Origin of the sequence: Sinorhizobium arboris LMG 14919 (assembly GCF_000427465.1) — a bacterium.
In the GTDB taxonomy this organism is placed as follows: Bacteria; Pseudomonadota; Alphaproteobacteria; order Rhizobiales; family Rhizobiaceae; genus Sinorhizobium; species Sinorhizobium arboris.
Genome location: NZ_ATYB01000014.1, coordinates 52,314 through 72,354, shown reverse-complemented (window position 1 = coordinate 72,354; position 20,041 = coordinate 52,314). Strand labels below are relative to the sequence as shown.

General features: G+C 64.3%; 17 protein-coding genes. 12 read left to right on the top strand and 5 right to left on the bottom strand.

All coding sequences use genetic code 11. The features are described 5' to 3' along the window. Positions 1-181: 181 nt before the first annotated feature. The 3 genes from dapD to SINAR_RS0111410 all read left to right on the top strand — a co-directional run bounded on the left by dapD (position 182) and on the right by SINAR_RS0111410 (position 3,473). Positions 182-1,039: a 2,3,4,5-tetrahydropyridine-2,6-dicarboxylate N-succinyltransferase gene (dapD, locus tag SINAR_RS0111420; RefSeq protein ID WP_027999227.1), complete on the top strand. Its 858-nt coding sequence runs from the start codon at positions 182-184 to the stop codon at positions 1,037-1,039. A gap of 2 nt (positions 1,040-1,041) precedes the next feature. Then, on the top strand, positions 1,042-1,428 hold the full coding sequence (locus SINAR_RS0111415; protein WP_027999226.1) for a DUF805 domain-containing protein: 387 nt from the start codon (positions 1,042-1,044) through the stop codon (positions 1,426-1,428). A gap of 152 nt (positions 1,429-1,580) precedes the next feature. After that, a complete protein-coding gene (locus tag SINAR_RS0111410; protein WP_027999225.1) occupies positions 1,581-3,473 on the top strand; it encodes a DEAD/DEAH box helicase in 1,893 nt (630 codons plus the stop codon). A 63-nt stretch (positions 3,474-3,536) separates the two neighbouring features. Here the strand turns inward: SINAR_RS0111410 and SINAR_RS0111405 are convergent, their stop codons facing one another. Beyond that, complete coding sequence (locus tag SINAR_RS0111405) at positions 3,537-3,854, bottom strand: DMT family transporter (protein ID WP_027999224.1); 318 nt, start codon at positions 3,852-3,854, stop codon at positions 3,537-3,539. 88 nt (positions 3,855-3,942) lie between these two features. Here SINAR_RS0111405 and SINAR_RS0111400 point away from each other — a divergent pair, with 88 nt between their 5' ends. Next, positions 3,943-4,341 carry a winged helix-turn-helix transcriptional regulator gene (locus tag SINAR_RS0111400; protein WP_050577488.1) on the top strand — a complete coding sequence of 133 codons (399 nt, stop codon included), beginning with the start codon at positions 3,943-3,945 and terminating at the stop codon, positions 4,339-4,341. 8 nt (positions 4,342-4,349) lie between these two features. Here the strand turns inward: SINAR_RS0111400 and SINAR_RS0111395 are convergent, their stop codons facing one another. Continuing rightward, the gene (locus SINAR_RS0111395; protein WP_027999222.1) at positions 4,350-5,258 is read right to left on the bottom strand and encodes a LysR family transcriptional regulator; all 909 of its coding nucleotides are present in this window, start codon (positions 5,256-5,258) and stop codon (positions 4,350-4,352) included. 139 nt (positions 5,259-5,397) lie between these two features. On the opposite strand from SINAR_RS0111395, the gene SINAR_RS0111390 reads away from it, so the two are divergent. The 5 genes from SINAR_RS0111390 to SINAR_RS0111370 all read left to right on the top strand — a co-directional run bounded on the left by SINAR_RS0111390 (position 5,398) and on the right by SINAR_RS0111370 (position 12,760). Beyond that, on the top strand, positions 5,398-6,213 hold the full coding sequence (locus tag SINAR_RS0111390; protein ID WP_027999221.1) for an alpha/beta hydrolase: 816 nt from the start codon (positions 5,398-5,400) through the stop codon (positions 6,211-6,213). A 66-nt stretch (positions 6,214-6,279) separates the two neighbouring features. Further along, complete coding sequence (locus tag SINAR_RS0111385; RefSeq protein WP_027999220.1) at positions 6,280-7,488, top strand: efflux RND transporter periplasmic adaptor subunit; 1,209 nt, start codon at positions 6,280-6,282, stop codon at positions 7,486-7,488. Between the two features lie 124 nt (positions 7,489-7,612). Next, positions 7,613-10,798 carry an efflux RND transporter permease subunit gene (locus SINAR_RS0111380; RefSeq protein ID WP_027999219.1) on the top strand — a complete coding sequence of 1,062 codons (3,186 nt, stop codon included), beginning with the start codon at positions 7,613-7,615 and terminating at the stop codon, positions 10,796-10,798. A 182-nt stretch (positions 10,799-10,980) separates the two neighbouring features. Further along, positions 10,981-12,177, top strand: a complete 1,197-nt coding sequence (gene dapE / locus SINAR_RS0111375; RefSeq protein ID WP_027999218.1) for a succinyl-diaminopimelate desuccinylase — start codon at positions 10,981-10,983, stop codon at positions 12,175-12,177. Further along, on the top strand, positions 12,164-12,760 hold the full coding sequence (locus SINAR_RS0111370; RefSeq protein WP_027999217.1) for a hypothetical protein: 597 nt from the start codon (positions 12,164-12,166) through the stop codon (positions 12,758-12,760). The genes dapE and SINAR_RS0111370 overlap by 14 nt, the downstream gene beginning before the upstream one ends. A gap of 29 nt (positions 12,761-12,789) precedes the next feature. Here the strand turns inward: SINAR_RS0111370 and truA are convergent, their stop codons facing one another. The 3 genes from truA to def form a co-directional block, all read right to left on the bottom strand. Further along, entirely contained in the window at positions 12,790-13,533 is a 744-nt protein-coding gene (truA, locus tag SINAR_RS0111365; RefSeq protein WP_027999216.1) for a tRNA pseudouridine(38-40) synthase TruA, read from the bottom strand. After that, positions 13,533-14,468, bottom strand: a complete 936-nt coding sequence (gene fmt / locus SINAR_RS0111360) for a methionyl-tRNA formyltransferase (RefSeq protein ID WP_027999215.1) — start codon at positions 14,466-14,468, stop codon at positions 13,533-13,535. Before fmt ends, truA begins: the two co-directional genes overlap by 1 nt. Before the next feature lie 74 nt (positions 14,469-14,542). Continuing rightward, positions 14,543-15,067, bottom strand: a complete 525-nt coding sequence (def, locus tag SINAR_RS0111355) for a peptide deformylase (protein WP_027999214.1) — start codon at positions 15,065-15,067, stop codon at positions 14,543-14,545. 139 nt (positions 15,068-15,206) lie between these two features. Between def and SINAR_RS0111350 the strand changes: the two genes are divergently transcribed. From SINAR_RS0111350 to SINAR_RS0111340, 3 genes are all read left to right on the top strand, one after another. Beyond that, entirely contained in the window at positions 15,207-16,412 is a 1,206-nt protein-coding gene (locus tag SINAR_RS0111350; RefSeq protein ID WP_027999213.1) for a DNA recombination protein RmuC, read from the top strand. Between the two features lie 103 nt (positions 16,413-16,515). Further along, positions 16,516-17,421, top strand: a complete 906-nt coding sequence (locus SINAR_RS0111345) for a ribokinase (protein WP_027999212.1) — start codon at positions 16,516-16,518, stop codon at positions 17,419-17,421. A 226-nt stretch (positions 17,422-17,647) separates the two neighbouring features. Then, positions 17,648-20,014: a methyl-accepting chemotaxis protein gene (locus SINAR_RS0111340; RefSeq protein WP_027999211.1), complete on the top strand. Its 2,367-nt coding sequence runs from the start codon at positions 17,648-17,650 to the stop codon at positions 20,012-20,014. Positions 20,015-20,041 lie beyond the last annotated feature (27 nt).

Here is a 20,041-nt window from a genome sequence, read left to right as displayed (position 1 = left end):
CCCGTTGAAGAGTGTGAGCCGAAAAGGCCTTCAACTTTTCAGGAATACCTTCCGGAAACGGCAGGTTTCGGCGAAGCGGCACGACGTCTCGAATCGCGGCATAATCCGGTGAAGCCGGTTCCGATTCCGGGAATTATGCAGTAGAGCTTGCAGCACAAACCGCCGAACGTAAGGAATTCCGATGACGAACCACGATCTTGCCTCCCTGTCGCAGACGATCGAGACTGCCTTCGAAGAACGCGACGCCGTCAATACCGGCACTCGCGGTGCGGTTCGCGATGCCGTGGAAACGGCGCTGAACCTGCTCGACAGCGGCAAGGTACGCGTCGCCGACCGCGGTGCGGACGGCACCTGGACCGTCAACCAGTGGCTCAAGAAGGCCGTGCTCCTCTCTTTCCGCCTCAATCCGATGGAACTCGTCAAGGGCGGCCCGGGCGAGGCCGCCTGGTGGGACAAGGTGCCCTCCAAGTTCGACGGCTGGAGCGTCAACGAATTCGAGAAGGCCGGCTTCCGCGCCGTTCCGAATTGCGTGGTCCGCCGCTCCGCCTATATCGCGCCGAATGCGGTCCTGATGCCCTCCTTCGTCAATCTCGGCGCCTATGTCGGCGAGGGGACGATGGTCGACACCTGGGCGACCGTCGGCTCCTGCGCCCAGATCGGCAAGAACGTGCATCTTTCCGGCGGCGTCGGCATCGGCGGCGTCTTGGAGCCGATGCAGGCCGGACCCACCATCATCGAGGACAATTGCTTCATCGGCGCGCGCTCCGAGGTGGTCGAAGGCTGCATCGTCCGCGAGGGTTCGGTGCTCGGCATGGGCGTCTTCATCGGCAAGTCGACGAAGATCGTCGATCGCGCGACGGGCGAGGTTATGTATGGAGAGGTTCCGCCCTACTCGGTCGTCGTCGCCGGCTCCATGCCGTCAGGCTCGACCATGGCCAACGGCCAGCCGGCGCCGAACCTCTATTGCGCCGTGATCGTCAAGCGAGTCGACGAGAAGACCCGCTCGAAGACCGGCATCAACGAATTGCTCCGGGACTGACGATGGCCAGGGAGGGGCGGCAGCCGAACATGATGTGGCTGTTCTTCAGCCCCTCCGGCCGTATCGGCCGCCTGCCCTTTCTCCTCGCCTGGCTCTTCTGGTTCGCCGTCGGCTCCATTTTTCTGGTGCAGATGATGAAGAACGAGGTGGACGACGCGGCGCTCGCGCTCTGGACGCTGGCGCTGATCGTCTCGGGCGTGCTTTCGACCGTCTCCATCGCCATGCTGGCGATCAAGCGCCTGCACGATATCGGCTATCCCGGGCCGCTGGCGCTCTGCCTCTTCATCCCGGTCCTGAGCCCGATCGTTTTCATCGGTCTCTGCCTCTGGCCGGGTGCGAACCGGCCAAATGAATATGGCAGCCGCCGCAATGCGCCGGCCGGAGATTGATTCCGCCCTGTACATTTCAATGCCCACCAAGTATGTAGCGCGGCAACTGAACAGGGCCGCGACCACGTGGGCCGCGGCAATCGACGCCTGATGACGACCTGCACCGGGGTCCGCTCTTCCGCCGACGACAACCGAAATCCGAAAGAAGAGACATGACAGAATTCGCAGGGATCGCGCCGGCGATCGCCGAGGCGTTGGCAAAACGCGGTTACGAGACGCTGACCCCGGTTCAGCAGGCCATGCTGGACCCGGCGCTCGGCACCGCCGATGCGCTCGTGTCCGCCCAGACCGGCTCCGGCAAGACCGTGGCGTTCGGCCTGGCGCTGGCGCCGACGCTGATCGGTTCGGCAACGAAATTCGCACCTGCCGGGGCACCGCTTGCGCTCGTCATCGCGCCGACGCGCGAATTGGCGCTGCAGGTCATGCGCGAGCTCGACTGGCTCTATGAGATCGCGGGGGCCACCATCGCCTCCTGCGTCGGCGGCATGGACATGCGCAGCGAACGGCGCACGCTCGAACGCGGCGCCCATATCGTCGTCGGCACGCCGGGACGGCTTTGCGACCATATCCGCCGGGGATCGCTCGATATATCGGAACTGAGAGCCGTCGTGCTCGACGAGGCCGATGAGATGTTGGACCTCGGCTTCCGTGAAGACCTGGAGTACATTCTCGAGGCGTCACCGGAGGAGCGCCGCACGTTGATGTTCTCGGCGACCGTGCCGCGTTCGATCGCGACGCTCGCCAGGAATTACCAGCGCGATGCCGTCCGCATCGGCATCACCTCGGAGCAAAAGCAGCACGGCGACATCGAGTATCGCGCGCTGCTGGTCGCGCCGAGCGACCGGGAGAATGCCATCATCAACGTGCTGCGCTTTTACGAAGCGAGGAACGCGATCGTCTTCTGCTCGACGCGCGCCGCGGTCAACCATCTGACCGCCCGCTTCAACAATCGCGGCTTTTCCGTCGTGGCGCTCTCCGGCGAGCTCAGCCAGAACGAACGCACCCATGCGCTGCAGGCCATGCGCGATGGCCGCGCCCGCGTTTGCATCGCGACCGACGTTGCTGCGCGCGGGATCGATCTTCCGGGCCTGGAGCTCGTGATTCATGCCGACCTGCCGACCAACTCCGACACGCTGCTGCATCGCAGCGGCCGAACCGGCCGCGCCGGACAGAAGGGCGTTAGCGCACTGATCGTGCCCGTGAATGCCCGCCGCAAGGCCGAGCGGCTGCTCGAAAACGCCAGGATTACGGCCGCCTGGGCCAAGCCCCCGTCGGCCGACGAGGTGACGCGCCGCGACGACGAGCGCATAGCCGCCGATCCGGCCCTTGCCGATGCTCCGCACGAGGATGAACAGGCAATCGTGGAGACGCTGATCAGCCGCTACGGGGCGGAAAAGATCGCTGCAGCCTTCGTGCGGCAGTTCCGCTCGAACCGTTCCGCTCCGGAGGAGCTTGCCGATGTCGCCGTCTATGATGACCGCAGGAAGCCGCGTCGCGACGGCACGGCCTTCACGGGCGACGGCGACCCTCCTCCGCGAGCCGACTTCGCGGGCGGCCAGTGGTTTTCCCTCTCCGTCGGGCGCAAGCAGAATGCCGAGCCCCGCTGGCTGATCCCGATGCTCTGCCGGCACGGCAAACTGAGCAAGCGCGACATCGGAGCAATCCGCATGCAGCCCGAGGAAACCTATGTCGAGATGACGGCCGACGGCGCCGAACGCCTTCTCTCCGCGATCGGACCGAACCGGTTGCTGGAAAAGGGCATTCGCGTCAAAACGCTTCCAGGAGCCCCGGACAGTCCCAGGTCGCGGCAGGACAAGCCGGACTTCGAGAAAAAACGGCCGCCGGGCCCCACATCGGAGCGCGAGCGCAAGGAATTCAAGCCGAAACGCAAGTTCGACGGGCAGCCTTCCGTCGCGCGGGACGCGCATCCGGACACCCGTGGCGAGAAGCCCTGGGGCAAGAAGAAGGGCAAACCCGAACCGCAGAAAGCCGGCGACGTCAAGCCCGGTGCGAAGCGCAACAACGCCAAGAAGCGCCAGCCCTGACGTTGCATCGTCCCGCCGGGCGATCAGCACCCCGCGGGACACCTGCACTTGAATTCCTACGGATCAAGCCTCCAGAAAGCGCAAGCCTGCGACGGCGACGATGATCATGGCAATGCAGGCAAGCCTGAGCCAGGATACCGGATCACCGAAGAGAACCATGCCGAGGACGGTGATGCCGACCGCGCCTATGCCTGTCCATGCGGCATAGGCCGTGCCGGCAGGGAGGTCGCGCATCGCAATCGTAAGCAGATAGACGCTGCCCAATGCCGCGCCCACGCCGATGATGCTGGGTACCGGCCGTGTCCAGCCTTGCGCATATTTGAGCGAAAGCCCCATGACTATCTCGACGGCGCTCGCCGCCATAAGCATGATCCACGCCATTCCTGTTCTCCAACGATTTGAACTCTGGCGTCAATCTTGTAGCCTGGGCACCGAAGTGCAATTACGCACCTTTTGGTAACTATCAAAAATGTCCGGAAACCCGAATTGCCCGCCTCCGATCAAGTCGACGCCCAGCGTTTTCGATCCGACATGCTCCTCGCGCCACGCATTGGAACTCGTCGCCAGCAAATGGGCGATGCTGATCATCTCCGCGCTGGAGGCCGGCCCGATGCGCAATGCCGCGCTCATGCGCAGGCTTGGCGACGTCTCGCAGAAAATGCTGACGCAGACGCTGAAGGAACTGGAGCGAAACGGCCTGGTGATCCGCGAGGACAAGGGGACCGTGCCGCCGCATGTCGAATATCGCCTGAGCGAGGTGGGCCGCTCGCTGAGCGAAGCGCTGATCGTTCTCGACCGCTGGGCGGAGACCCATTTCGGCGAACTCGACGCCGCGCGCGAGCGCTACGTTGAGGAGAAGAACAGATGAGCGGACGGTCACTCGCCGTTCTGCGACTGCGCCATCACCCTGACCACCCAATCTGCAAACACGCGTAGCCGGCTGCTCAAATGGCGGTTCGGCGGATAGACGAGATAGATCGGCACCGGTTCGACCTCCCAGTCGGGCAGAACCGGAAGCATCGCTCCGTTGCGGAGGTCCTCGCGCACCATGAAGAGCGGCGCCTGGATGACGCCGAGTCCCGCCCGGGCGGCGGCAAGATAGGTGGTCGATTCGTTCGCGGCCACGGTATAGCGGCCACTGACCTCGATCTCCTCGTTTCCGCGCCGGAAGTGGAACGGCATCTGCTGACCGGTCTTCGGCAGGAAATAGCCGACGACGTAGCAATTCTTCTCAAGGTCGGAAGGATGCTGCGGCACCGGGTGCCGCTCGAGAAAATCGCGCGAGGCGCAGGCGACGAACTTCATATCGGTGATGCGCCGGGCGATCAGAGACTGATCCGTCAGGGTACCGGCGCGAATGGCGCAATCGACGTTCTCCGCGAGATAGTCGATCGTGCGATCGGAAACCCCGAGATCGATCTGGATGTCGGGGTACTTCTTATGGAATTCGGGCAAAGCGGGAATAATGACGAGATTGGCGAAGGCGCTCGCAGTCTCGACCCTCAGGCGGCCCTTCGGGAGACTCTGGGCGGTCGAGAGGCTGCCGTCCAGTTCATCCAGGTCGGAAAGCAGCCGTGCCGCGCGTTCGTAGTAGAGCGCGCCATCCGGCGTGACGAGGACGCGTCTCGTCGTGCGATTGAGCAGTTTCGTCCGCAAATGCGCCTCCAGCCCCTGGATGAGATTGGTGACGGTCGCCTTCGGCATGTTGAGGGAGGCGGAGGCACGCGTAAAATTGCCGGTTTCCACCACCCGAAGAAAGGCGCGCATGGCCGTGAGTTGGTCCATTTTCAATAACCGAATTGTTCGAAATACCGAATAGTGTAATCAGAGCTCGCGGACTATTCCAGACGAAAGACAATGTTATGCTGCAAACATCGCGAGTTGTCCCTCATCTAGGGATTCACCCGTGGCGGAGACAAGAGAGATGAACGCACAATTTACGGAAGAGACGATGCAGACGAGCAAAGGCTCGTGCCGCGCGCGCGTCTACCGTGGCGCGTCGCTACTCGTGCCTCCGCCGATCGTGCTGCATCTCCATGGCGGCGGATTCGTCGGCGATTCGGTGGCGACCGGCGAAAAAGTGGCCAATGCTTTGGCGGCCGCGGGCGCGGTCGTCATTTCGCCGGAATATCCTTCCGCGTGCATGAACCCGTTTCCGGCGGCGCTCGACTGTGCCTATGCGATGCTTTCGTCCATGCGCAGCCGCTGTCCGCAGTTCGCGCACAAGAAATCGATGCTGTTCGTCGCCGGCGAAGAGGCGGGCGGCAATCTTGCGGCCGGCTTGGCGCTGATGGCGCGCGATCAGTTCCTGACCGACCTCAAGGGACAGATCCTGCTGTCGCCGTTGCTCGACCCGTGCCTGGCAACGGCTTCGTTTCGCAAGTTCTGTCCGCAGAGTTCGGTGCAATCGATCGCCGAAGGCTGGCAACAATATCTCGGCGAGCGCAGCGGGCTCACGCATCCCTATGCGGCTCCGGGCCATTGCAGCCGGCTCGGCGGGCTCGTCCCCGCCCTCGTCGTCACCAGCGAGGAATGTCCCATGCGCGACGAGGCCGAAGCCTATGCCGAGCGTCTCCGCAGGGCCGGCGTTCCGGTGGAAATGCATGTGTTGCCCGGGCGCGCCTCATGGCTGCCTGTCGGCGGCGCCGCTCAGGAAAACTGGCCGTCGCACGAAGAAATCATATCCGGCATCTTCTCCCGCTTCTTCAAGCAGGCGGGGGCGAAGCCGGCCAAACAGTAGCAAATAAACAGTAAGCCCATAAAACACTGAGCATAGAGCCGGACTCCCAACCGGCGAGGAGAAAATATGACATCGACAGTAACCCGCCGGGTCCTCTGGGGCGCCGGCTTGAGCATCCTTTTATCCATCGGCGGCGGTGCAGCCGTCTTCTTCGGGCTGCCTCAGCGTTTCCAGGCGGATGCCGCGACCGAAGCACCCGCTGCGGCGCCGGCGGCCGTGCCCGTCTCCGTTGCCAAGGCCGTATCGCGGAAGATCACGACGTGGGAGAGCTTCTCCGGTCGTCTCGAAGCGATCGAGCGCGTCGAAATCCGTCCTCGTGTCGGCGGCGCGATCCTGAGTGCCCATTTCCGCGAAGGGGCGCTGGTCGAAAAGGGCGACCTGCTCGTCACAATCGACCCTGAGCCTTTCGCCGCAGCCGTCGAGCAGGCCGAGGCGCAGGTTGCTGCAGCCGAAGCACGCGTCGCGCTCGCGAAAACCGAGCTCGAACGCGCCCGCAAGCTGGTGACCACCAGCGCCATCCCGCAGAGCGGCGTCGACCAAAGGCTCAGCGTCTACGACGAGGCGCGGGCGAACCTCCGTTCGGCGAAGGCGGCGCTGCACACAGCCAAGCTCGACCTGGAATATACCGAGGTGCGCGCACCGATCAGCGGCCGCGTCGGCAGGCTCAACGTAACGGCGGGCAATCTCGTTACCGCCGGCACGGCCTCGCCGGTCCTGACGACGCTCGTGTCGGTGGATCCGATCTATGCGAGCTTCAACGTCAGCGAGGAGGTCGTCGCGGCCGCGCTCGTCAAGCTCTCGGTCTCGGCCGGCAGCATCGATGCGATCGAGCGCATCCCCGTCGAAATCGGCACGTCCGCCGACGAGGGAACGCCGATCACCGGCCATATCCAGCTCATCAACAACGAGGTGGACGCCGCAACCGGCACCATTCGCGTTCGGGCGGAACTCACCAATGCCGACGGGCGCCTGATCCCGGGTCAGTTCGTGCGCATTCGGATCGGCGATCCGCAGCCTGAGGAAAAGCTGGTGATCAGCGACCGTGCGGTCAGTTCGGATCAGGACAAGAAATTCGTCCTGGTCGTCGGAGCGGACAACAAGGTGGAGTATCGCCAGGTGACGCTCGGGCCCGTCGCCGACGGTCTGCGGATCGTGGAGAACGGGCTGAAGCCAGGCGAGAGCATCGTCGTCAACGGCCTGCAGCGCGTGCGCCCCGGCGCCGTGGTCGCTCCGCAGCCGGTCGAGCAGGCAACCGCCTCGATCGCCAAGCCATAGCTAAGTTGCGCCCTGGTCACAGCAGGGCGCTGAAAAGACATTCAACGGCATGCATCGGTGCTCGCGGCGACAAGTCTTCGCCGCAGATGCCCTCCGCTTGCCTGAAGTTCCCAAGGGGGATGCCATGAGTTTCTCACGCTTCTTCGTCGACCGCCCGGTCTTTGCGGGCGTTCTTTCCGTGATCATCTTCGTCGCCGGCCTCATCGGCATGACCGGCCTGCCGATTTCCGAATATCCGGAAGTCGTGCCGCCGCAGATCGTGGTCAGGGCGCAATATCCGGGCGCCAATCCGGCCGTCATCGCCGAAACCGTCGCCACACCGCTCGAAGAGCAGATCAACGGCGTCGAGGGCATGCTCTACATGCAGAGCCAGGCGACTGCCGACGGCCTGATGACGCTGACCGTCACTTTCGAGCTCGGAACCGATCCGGATCAGGCCCAGCAGCTGGTGCAGAACCGCGTCTCGCAGGCCGAGCCGCGGCTGCCGGAAGAGGTCCGCCGGCTCGGCGTCACGACGGTCAAAAGCTCGCCCGACCTGACGCTTGTCGTGCACCTGATTTCGCCCAACGGGCAATACGACATCAACTATCTGCGCAACTACGGCGTCCTGAACGTCAAGGACCGGCTGGCGCGCGTGGATGGTGTCGGCCAGGTGCAGATCTTCGGCGGCGGCGACTATTCCATGCGCGTCTGGATCGACCCCGAAAAGGCCGCAGAGCGCGGGCTTGCCGCGAGCGACATCGCCAACGCCGTCCGCGGGCAGAACGTCCAGGCAGCCGCCGGCGTCATCGGCGCTTCGCCGTCGGTTCCCGGCCTCGACCTGCAACTCTCCGTCAACGCTCAGGGCCGCCTCAAGACACCCGAGGATTTTGCCGACATCGTCGTCAAATCGGGCGAGAGCGGGGAGATCACGCGCCTCGGAGACGTCGCCCGCGTCGAAATGGGAGCCGCGGACTACTCGCTGCGCTCGCTCCTCGACAACAAGGCCGCCGTCGGCATGGGCGTGTTCCAGGCGCCCGGATCGAACGCCATCCAGATCTCCGAAAACGTCCACAAGGTGATGGCCGAGCTGAAGCAGACCATGCCGGAAGGCGTCGACTACGAGATCGTCTACGACACGACGCAGTTCGTCCGGGCCTCCATCGAGTCGGTTATCCACACGCTTCTCGAAGCAATCGCGCTCGTCGTCATCGTCGTCATCGTCTTCCTGCAGACCTGGCGTGCCTCGATTATCCCGCTCGTCGCCGTGCCGGTCTCGATCGTCGGAACTTTCGCGGTGATGTATGTCTTCGGATTTTCGATCAATGCGCTCAGCCTTTTCGGCCTGGTGCTGGCGATCGGCATCGTCGTCGACGACGCGATCGTCGTCGTTGAAAACGTCGAACGCAACATCGAGCAGGGCCTGTCTCCGATCCAGGCGACCTACCGCGCCATGTCGGAAGTCTCCGGACCGATCATCGCGATCGCGCTGGTGCTCGTCGCGGTATTCGTGCCGCTCGCCTTCATCACCGGCCTTACCGGTCAGTTCTACCGCCAGTTCGCGCTCACCATCGCGATCTCGACGGTGATTTCGGCCCTCAACTCGCTGACGCTCTCGCCCGCGCTCGCCGCCCTTCTCCTGAAGGATCACCACGCCCCGAAGGACTGGCTGACGCGCGTCATGGACGGGTTGTTCGGCTGGTTCTTCCGCGGCTTCAACCGCTTCTTCGGAGCGAGTTCGCAGGCCTATGGCCGCGGCGTCGGCGGCATTCTCACCCGCAAATCGCTGGTCATGGGCGTCTATGCCGTCCTCCTCGGCGTCACCTTCGTGCTCTTTCGCGCGGTGCCTGGCGGCTTCGTGCCGGCGCAGGACAAGCAATACCTCATCGGCTTCGCGCAGCTGCCGGACGCGGCCACGCTCGACCGCTCGGAAGACGTCATCCGGCGCATGAGCGAAATCGCCCTCAAGCATCCGGGCGTCGAACACGCCATCGCCTTCCCGGGCCTGTCGATCAACGGATTCACCAACTCGTCCAACTCCGGCATCGTCTTCGTGTCGCTGAAGCCGTTCGAGGAGCGTACGACACCCGAACTTTCGGGTGGCGCCATCGCCATGCAACTGAACCAGGAGTTCGGCGCAATCCAGGACGCCTTCATCGCCATGTTCCCGCCGCCGCCCGTCCAGGGCCTCGGCACGACCGGCGGCTTCAAGCTGCAGATCGAGGACAGAAACGGCCTCGGCTACCGGACGCTGGACGATGCGACCAAGGCCGTTCTCGCCAAGGCGATGGCGGCACCGGAACTCGCAGGACTTTATTCGAGCTACCAGATCAACGTGCCGCAGCTCTATGCCGACCTCGACCGCACCAAGGCGCGCCAGCTCGGCGTGGCGGTCACGGACGTTTTCGAGACGCTGCAGATCTATCTGGGTTCGCTCTACGTCAACGACTTCAACGCGTTCGGCCGCACTTACAGCGTGCGCATCCAGGCCGATGCGAGCTATCGCAGCCACGCCGACGACATCGGCAAGCTGAAGGTGCGTTCGCAGACGGGCGAGATGATCCCGCTGTCGGCCCTGCTCAACGTCGAGCAGACGGTCGGCGCCGAGCGGGCGATCCGCTACAACGGCTTCCTCGCCGCAGATATCAATGGCGGGCCGGCACCCGGCTTCTCCTCCGGCCAGGCGCAGGCGGCCATCGAGCGGATCGCGTCCGAGACGCTGCCGCCCGGCATTTCATTCGAGTGGACGGACCTGACGTATCAGCAGATCCTTGCCGGCAATTCGGGCATCCTCGTCTTCCCGCTGGCGCTGCTGCTGGTCTACCTCGTGCTTGCGGCTCAGTATGAGAGCCTGATGCTGCCGATCGCGATCATACTGATCGTGCCGATGGGCATCATGGCGGCGCTGACGGGCGTCTGGCTGACCGGCGGCGACAACAACGTCTTCACCCAGATCGGCCTCATCGTTCTGGTGGGTCTGTCGGCAAAGAACGCGATCCTGATCGTCGAATTCGCCCGCGAACTGGAACTGTCCGGCAGCAATGCCGTCAGTGCTGCGATCGAGGCGAGCCGGCTCAGGCTCAGGCCGATCCTGATGACCTCGATGGCCTTCATCATGGGCGTCGTGCCGCTCGTCACCTCCACCGGCGCCGGCGCGGAAATGCGCTCCGCCATGGGAGTGGCGGTGTTTGCCGGCATGATCGGCGTCACGGCATTCGGCATCTTCATGACGCCCGTCTTCTACGTGCTGATCCGCAAGCTTTCCGGCGAAAGGCCGCTGAAGCACACCGGAGCGCATATCGAAGCACCGCATCTCGCGCCCGGCGAGTAGCCTCCCCTGCCCCCGAAGTGCAATGGCAGGCCGGACGATTGTCCGGCCTGCTTTCATTTCGAGCCGCGATCAAGGCCGGCCGACGCTCATCGGAGGTGACAGCGGATGACCGATCGGATAAACCGGCAGTCTCTGTTCCCTGGCTCCGTTTCTGGCCAACCGGCTCTGCAGGCATACCCTCCATGTTCCCGACCGATCCCGTTTCCAATCTCGCTGCCCTGATTCGCTGCCCCTCCGTGACGCCCGCCGAGGGGGGCGCGCTTGCGGCTCTTCAATCCATGCTTGCGCCGGTCGGCTTCAAGATCGACCGCGTCGTGGCGAAGGAAGCCGGAACGCCCGACATCGAAAACCTTTACGCCCGGATCGGGAGCGACGGCCCGCATCTGATGTTCGCCGGCCACACCGATGTGGTGCCGGTCGGCGACGAGGCCGCCTGGAGCCAACCGCCCTTCTCCGCCGCTATCGCCGGGGGCGAAATGTATGGACGCGGCGCCGTGGACATGAAAGGCGGCATCGCCTGTTTCGTGGCGGCGGTTGCCCGCCATATAGAAAAGCATGGCGCACCGAAGGGCTCGATTTCCTTTCTGATCACCGGCGACGAGGAAGGCCCGGCGATCAACGGCACGGTGAAACTCCTCGAGTGGGCGGCGGCAAGGGGCGAGCGATGGGACGCCTGTCTCGTCGGCGAGCCGACCAATCCGGGCAGCATCGGCGATATGATCAAGATCGGCCGGCGCGGGTCGCTCTCCGGCCGGATCACCGTTCACGGCGTCCAGGGCCACGCGGCCTATCCGCATCTTGCGGACAATCCCGTTCGCAGTATCCTGCATCTCGCGCAGGCCCTGATGGACCCGCCCTTTGATGACGGCACTGAAGATTTCCAACCTTCGAACCTCGAGGTTACCACCATCGATGTCGGCAATACCGCGGTGAACGTCATTCCCGCGAAGGCGAGCGCCGCCTTCAACATCCGGTTCAACGACCGCTGGACGGCCGAAAGCCTGATGGCCGAGATCGTCGCGCGCCTCGACCGCGCCGCTGCAGGCGATAGCCCGCTCAGGCCCGGCCGTGCTCCGGCCAGATACGAGATCGCCTGGAACGAGCGCCCGAGCCACGTCTTCCTGACGCGCGACAACGCGCTCATCGAATCGCTCTCAGGCGCCGTCGGGGCCGTCACCGGCCGGCAGCCGCAATTGTCGACCACCGGCGGCACCTCGGACGCACGCTTCATCAAGGACTATTGCCCGGTCGTCGAATTCGGCCTTGTGGGCAAGACCATGCACATGGTCGACGAACGCGTTGCCCTTGCCGATCTCGAAATCCTGACCGGGATCTACGAAACCTTCATCGCCCGCTGGTTCGGTCATGCCGCTGCTTGAGGAGGTCCTTGTCTACATAAAGGGGCTGTGGCTGCTGATCCAGGGCAACCAGGAAGGCTATCGCTGGCTGGACATCAGCGAGAGCGGTTTGTGGCGCTCCTTCACGGCGATCCTCTGGACGCTGCCGGCGCTTGCCGTGGGGTGGGCCTCGTGGCGGCTCTATTACCTCTCGGCGATGCCAACCGGCACGACGGTCGGCATCGGCTTCTTCGGGAAGATTCTCGTCGTCGACCTCGTGAGCTGGCTGCTGCCGATCGTGCTGATCGCCGTCCTTTCGCGCCCGCTCGGCTTCTCGGTCCTGGTAGTGCCGGTGATCGTCACGACCAATTGGCTCCAGGTCCCGCTGACCTATGCGATGGCGGTGCCGGCCGCGCTGCTGCTGGTCATACCCGGCAGCGGCGGCATGGCAGCCCTGCTGTGGCTTCTGCTGCTCGTCGTCAGCTCCGCACTGCTCTTCCGCCTTTTGCGGACCGTTACCGCCAACCAGAATCTGCTCGCCGCCGCCCTTGCCGCGATCTTTCTGCTGTCACCGCTGATGATCATGCAATTCCTGCAGCGCCTGCTCGGCCTGATGCCAGGCTGAGCAGGCGGATGAGGGCTGCCGTTTCCAGCTCAGTAATCCACCCGCATGAAATAGAGTCCATCCGGCGGAGCGACCGGGCCGCACGCCTTGCGGTCCCGTGCTTCGAGTGCCGCCTGCAGGTCGTCCGGCGTCCATTTACCCTCGCCGACGAGCTTCAGCGAGCCTGCGAAGGAACGGATCTGGTTGTGTAGAAAGCTTTGTGCCGTGGCGCGGATTTCGATGAGCTCACCCGCACGCGTCACGTCCAGCCGGTCGAGCGTGCGCAGCGGGCTCGTCGCCTGGCAGTGGGCCGAGCGGAACGTCGTGAAGTCGTGGTGACCGACGAGACGCTGTGCCGCCTCGTGCATTGCCGCGTGATCGAGCGCCTTCGGCACCCACCAGGCGCGGCGGGCCTCCAGCGCCAGCGGCGACCGGCGGGAAATGATCCGATAGAGATAATGCCGGCGGATCGCGGAGAAACGCGCGTCGAAATCGGCGGAGGCCTCCGCGGCTTCGAGGATCGAGACCCGCTCGCCCGCAAGCGTCAGATGCGCGTTGAGCGCGTTCCGCAATGTGTGCGGCTTCCACTCGCGCGTAAGATCTAGATGCGCCACTTGACCCATGGCGTGAACACCGGAATCGGTGCGCCCGGCACCGCGGATAGAGACTGCTTCGCCGGCGAGCGAAAAGGCCGCCTTCTCGATCGCGCCCTGGACGGAGGGGCCATTGTCCTGCCGCTGCCAGCCGACATAGTCGGAACCGTCATATTCGACGACCAGGCGATAGCGGGGCATCAGGAGATCCTCGCGCCCGCAGCGACGGGCGTGCCGCGCAGGAAATCGGCGGCAGCCAGCGCCTTGCCGCCCGCACGCTGCAATCTCGTCAGCCGCACCGCGCCCTCGCCGCAGGCGATCCTCAGAGTACCATCGAGCACTTCTCCGTGAGCACCTTTCCCTTCCGACGTCTCGGAGCCCAGCACCTTGATACGTTCGCGGCGGCCGGCAATATCGAGCTCGAACCAGGCACCGGGAAAGGGCGAAAGGCCGCGGATATGGTTGTGAACCTGCGCAGCCGGCCTGGAGAAATCGATCCGGGTCTCTTCCTTCGATATCTTGGCGGCATAGACGACACCCTCCTCCGGCTGCGGCACGAGCGGAAGGTCACCGGCCTCGAGCTTGGCCATGGCCTCCGTCATCAGTACCGCTCCGACCTGCATCAGCCGGTCGTGCAGCTCGCCCGCCGTCATCGCCTCGCCGATCGGCACCGACCGGGTGAGAGCCACGGGGCCGGTATCGAGCCCCTTGTCCATTTTCATCACCATCATGCCGGTCTCGCGGTCGCCGGCCATGATTGCCCGCTGGATCGGCGCCGCCCCTCGCCAGCGCGGCAGGAGCGACGCATGGCCGTTATAGCAGCCGTAGCGGGTGCCCGAGAGTATCTCCTCAGGCAGAAGCAGGCCGTAGGCGACGACGACCGCCACGTCCGCATTGAAATCCCGGAAGAGCCGGCGGTCCGCGGCCTGCTTGAAGTTGATGGGCGTCGACACCGGAACGCCGAGACGTTCTGCAGCCTGGTGCACGGGGGACTTCTGAAGGTCGAGGCCACGCCGGCCGCCCGGCCGCGGCGGCTGCGTATAGACGGCGGCGATCTCGTGCCCCGCCTCGGCGAGTGCGAGGAGCGTCGGCACTGAAAATTCCGGTGTGCCCATGAAGATGATGCGAAGCGGCAAGTGACGGCCTCCGTCTCTTTCGATTGCCCGTGAGCAGGCGGCGACCCAACCGGTATCGGCCGCAAGGCGGGGGATCAGATCGCCTTGGCGCCGCGCGTCTTTGCCGCCTTGGTGAACTTGCGGATCACCATGTCGCGCTTGAGCTTGGAGATATGGTCGATGAACAGGACGCCGTTCAGATGGTCGATCTCGTGCTGCAGGCAGGTGGCGAGCAGGCCATCCGCCTCGATCGTCTGTTCCTTGCCCTCGCGATCGACATACTCGACCGTGATCGCGGCCGGCCGTTCGACCTCGGCGTAATAGTCGGGGATAGAAAGGCAGCCTTCCTCATAGACCGAACGCTCCCCGGAAGAGCGAACGACCTTCGGATTGATGAAGACGAGCGGCTGCTTCTCCTCTCCCTCCTTCGTCACGTCGAGGACCAGGAGGCGTTTCGGCACCCCGATCTGTATCGCGGCTAGACCTATGCCCGGCGCGTCGTACATGGTTTCCAGCATATCGTCGGCAAGCCGGCGAATATCGGCGTCAATGGTCTCCACCGGTGTCGACACCTGGCGCAGAACCGGATCGGGAAGAATGATGAGCGGCTTGATCGTCATGCCGATCCCCATAGCCGATCTTTCCGTGGACGCGCAAGAAAATTGCCGCTTCCCCCGTGCTCGGTCCGATCATCGACACGATGGGGTTTGTTCTCGTTTTGATCTGGTCTTCGGATGCGAATCCGTTTAAGTTGCGGCCATGGAGCCCATCGCCTTTTCCTTCGACCAGCCGCTATTCGTCATCGGAACCCTGCCCGTTACGGTCGGCTGGCTCGTCACCGCCGCCGCCCTGTTGGCGGCGTCGCTCTCGGTTATTTTCACTCGCCGCGCGGGCTCGCGAAGAGCAGTCGAACACGACGAGCGGATGTCTGCGCTTATCGCGGCGCAGACGGAAATGCAGGGACGCATCGCGGCCATGGCCGAGGTGTTCGGCACCAGACAAGCGGAATTGAATCAGACACTCAGCCAGCGCATCGATGGAATGACGCACCGGATCGGCGCCTCGATCAGCGAACAGACGAAGGCGACGCACGAAAATCTGCGGCGGCTCCAGGAGCGGCTCGCGGTGATCGACAACGCGCAGAACAACATCCAGTCGCTCGCCAAGGACATGGCCGGGCTGCAGAGCATCCTCGCCAACAAGCAGACACGCGGCGCCTTCGGGCAGTCGCGCATGGAGGCGATCGTCGCGGACGGCCTGCCGATGGGCGCCTTCGCCTTCCAGGCGACGCTTTCCAACGGCGCGCGGCCGGATTGCACTATCCGCATGCCGAACGGCCAGCCGCCGCTGGTCATCGACGCGAAGTTTCCGCTCGAGGCCTGGAATTCCATGAGGGACGCGGAGAGTGCCGAACGTCGGCAGCAGGCCGCACAGGCCTTCCGGCGCGACATGGAGGTCCATATCCGCGATATTGCCGGCAAGTATCTGCTGCCGGGGGAGACGCAGGACACGGCATTCCTCTTCGTTCCCTCCGAATCGATTTTCGCCGAAATCCACGAGCATTTCGAAGCTGTCGTGCAGAAGGCGCACCGCCAGCGCATCGTCATCGTTTCTCCGTCGCTCCTGCTCCTGTCGGTCCAGGTGATTCAGGCGATCCTGAAGGACGCCCGCATGCGCGAACAGGCGCATCTCATTCAGGGCGAGGTCGCGCGGCTGATGGAAGACCTCTCGCGTCTCGACGAGCGCGTACGCAAGCTCCAAGGCCATTTCGCCATGACCCAGAAGGATGTCGAGGACATCCTGATCTCCGCGGACAAGTTGACCCGTCGCGGCGCCAAGATCGAGGCGCTCGAGCTGCAGGCGGAAGCCGATCCAAATCAGAACGGGAAGCCGGGCGACGGGAACGGACGCCCGCTGGACGGCCGCATGGGGCAATTGAAGCTGAGAGTGGTTGACGAGGACTGACGGCGTCGGGCAATCTCCGACAGTACGTGCCGCCCAGAACCGTGCAGCGGTTTTGGGGGACATCAGGCACAAACGCAGAAGCAAGCCGACGGGACACCTCCACATGATCACTGTTTTTGGGTCCATCAACATGGACCTGATCGCCACGGCCGCGCGCCTTCCGAAGCCCGGCGAGACGGTTGCAGGAACAGGCTTTTCCACTGCGGCGGGCGGCAAGGGTGCAAACCAGGCGCTTGCAGCGCGCCGTGCCGGCGCCTCGGTGCGCATGGCAGGTGCGGTCGGATCCGACGCCTTCGCCGAGGGCGCGCTGGCGCTGCTCAAGGATGCCGGCACCGATCTCGGTCTGACGAAGATCGTCGACGAGCCGACCGGCACGGCACATATCATCGTCGGCGGCGACGGCGAAAACGTCATCGTCGTCGTCGCCAGCGCCAATGCCCTCGTGAGCGAGCTCGACGCAGTGAACGCCGTTGCGAAAATGGCGGCCGGCGACACGCTGATGCTGCAGCTCGAAATTCCCGCCGCCTCGGTGGAAAAGGCCCTCGCCGAAGCAAAGCGGCGAGGCGTGCGCTCGATCATCAACATCGCGCCGCTGACGCCGGACGCGGCGCGCCTTGGCCGCATGGCCGATATCGTTATCGCCAACGAGACCGAGTTCGAGCTGCTCGCGGGCAAAGCAGGCATCGCCGGTGCCGAACGGGAACAGGCGATGAAGCGGCTGCACGGCGAGACCGGCCAGACCGTGATCGTAACGCTCGGCGCCGAGGGCGTCGTGGCGGTTCACGAGGGCGAGCTCCATCGTGCGAAGGGGCTCACGATCGAGCCCGTCGATACGGTCGGTGCTGGAGATACGTTCTGCGGCTATCTCGCAGCCGGATTCGACGCCGGCCTCGCATTCTCCGAGGCGCTCCACCGCGCCGCGGTTGCGGGATCGCTCGCCTGCCTCAAGCCGGGTGCCCAGCCGGCGATACCGCTTGCCTCCGAGGTCGCAGCCCGACTCGGAGGGTAATGGCCCTCCGCGCTTCCATCCGCAGGGAGGGAATCGCAGAATCGCTGCGGGTGTTGTCCGTATTTTAATCTTTGATCGTCTAATCAGAGCGGCGAGTAGGCCAATTTTCGGCCGCTCCTCCATGCCGGTCGGCATCTGGCGCTCCATGAGGGAGCTTCACCCACAGTTCCGAATATGTCGCGCCGCGGGCTCAATACCCGCGGACCTCTCAGTGCGCGAGGATTTCATGTTCAAGTTCCAAGCCAGATCGCTGGCGACAAAGTTGATCGCAGTGACGGGAGGCACGATCGCCCTCGTGCTGCTCGCGTCGAATTACGTGCTTATCTCTCAGACGCAGGACCGTGTGGAGACGCTCGTCTTCGACGGCGCGAAGACGGAGGCGCGGGCGATCGCGTCCGACATAGCGGGAAGCGTGGGCGAACTTGCCGCCGCCGCGCGGACCATGTCGGGCATTCTGGGGCGCGGCCATGCCGGGCAGTCCACCGACCGCGCAGGCGCCATCAATCTCCTGAAGGCCAACCTGGAGCAACATGGCTTTGCCTTCGGCAGCTGGTTCGCCGAAGAGCCCAGGGCCTATGACGGGAAGGACGTCATCGACAACACGGAACTTGGCGGTAATGCCGACGGTGCGTTCACGCCCTATTGGTCCAAGGACCGCAACGGAAATATCCAGCTCTCGACCTTCAAGGCCGATTATGCGGCCGAGTGGTACGGCCTCGCGGCGAAGAGCGGCAAGGGCGCCATCACCCAGCCATATCTCGCCGAGGGCACCGACGTCCCGACCACGATGACGTCGATCGCCTATCCGGTCATTTCGGACGGCAGGATGATCGGCGTCTCGGGTGTCGATATTTCGCTCGCCGCACTCGCCGACCGTCTCTCGGCGGTCAAGCCTTTCGGCTCGGGCCGGGTCTATTTGCTGTCGCAGAGCAGCAAATGGCTCGCCGCACCTATCCCCGAACTGCTGATGAAGGAATATGACGGCGAAGGCGCCGAGTCCGTGAAGGATGCCCTTTCGACCGGGACGCCCCGCATGATCGAGAACCTGACTTACGACGGCAACGAGCCTTTCGACCGCGTCGTCTATCCTTTCAGCCTGCCCGACGTGAACGCGCAGTGGCTGGTTCTGGTCGATGTTCCGCGCTCGGCCATCAATGCGCCGGTGCGCGATCAGACCTATATGATGATCGTCGGTGGCCTGGTGGTCCTCGGCGCGGTGCTCGCCGGCCTCTATTTCGCTGTTCGCCGCTTCGTCCAGAAGCCGCTTGCCGGTCTCGTGCGCGACGTCGAGACGCTCAGCAACGGAGAATATACCCGGCCGATTTCCGGTCAGGAACGCTCCGACGAGACAGGAGCCGTCGCCAGATCTCTCGAGGGCTTCCGCCACCAGCTCGCCGACAACAGGCGCCTTGAAAGCGAAGCCCGCCACGAGAGAGAACAGGCGGAACTGGAACGCGGACGTTCGGAAAACGAACGCAGCGAGGCCAGTGCGCTGCAGCGCGACATCGTCGCACGCCTCGGCAAGGCCCTGTCGCATCTCTCCGCCGGCGACCTCGCCTTCCGCCTTACCGGCGACTTCCCCGGCGAATACGCGCAGCTGAAGCGCGATTTCAACGCAACGATGGAGAGCCTCGAAGAGACGATCCGCACCGTCAACCACTCCGTCGTCAATATCGGCAGCGGCACCAGCGAGATTTCAGGCGCCGCCAACGACCTGTCGCATCGGACGGAACAGCAGGCAGCAAGCCTCGAGGAAACTGCAGCCGCCCTTGACGAACTGACCTCGCAGGTGAACGCCAGCGCCGAAAACGCAAAGGTCGCCGCGAAGTCCGTCGAAGTCGCAAGCAGCGACGCCGAACAGTCCGGCGAGGTGGTGCAGAAGGCGATCGCCGCCATGCAGGGCATCGAGCAGTCGTCGCATGAAGTCAGCCGCATCATCGGCGTGATCGATGAAATCGCCTTTCAGACCAATCTTCTGGCGCTCAATGCCGGGGTCGAGGCCGCCCGCGCCGGCGACGCCGGCAAGGGCTTCGCGGTCGTCGCACAGGAAGTCCGCGAGCTCGCGCAGCGCTCTGCGAATGCTGCAAAGGAAATCAAGACGCTGATCAATACATCGGCGGGCCAGGTTCGCGAGGGCGTCGACCTCGTCGGCAAGGCGGGCGGCGCGCTCGAGAAGATCGCCGAGCAGGTGGTGCAGATCAATGGGCTCATCCGCCAGATCTCCAGCTCCGCCTCGGAACAGGCGGTGGGCCTCAAGGAGATCAATTCTGCCGTCAATCAGATGGACCAGGTGACACAGCAGAACGCTGCCATGGTGGAAGAGACGACTGCCGCCAGCATGGCACTGAACGACGAGGCCCGCGCCCTCAGCGCGCTGGTCGCCCGTTTCCAGATCGCCCCGCAGCCTGCCAAGGCCCAGGCCTCGGCCGAATTACTGCGCGGTACGGCCGAGCGCATGCGGGCGGCTGCCCCCGCGGAAAATCGTCCGGCACAGGCGCCGCGCAGTGCCGCCTACTCCAATTCGACTCAAAGGGTGCTTGCCAGGACATCCGGCGCCAATGCGCTCGCGCAGGACAATTGGGAAGAATTCTGATCGCAAACCGGACCGGCTGCAAAACGG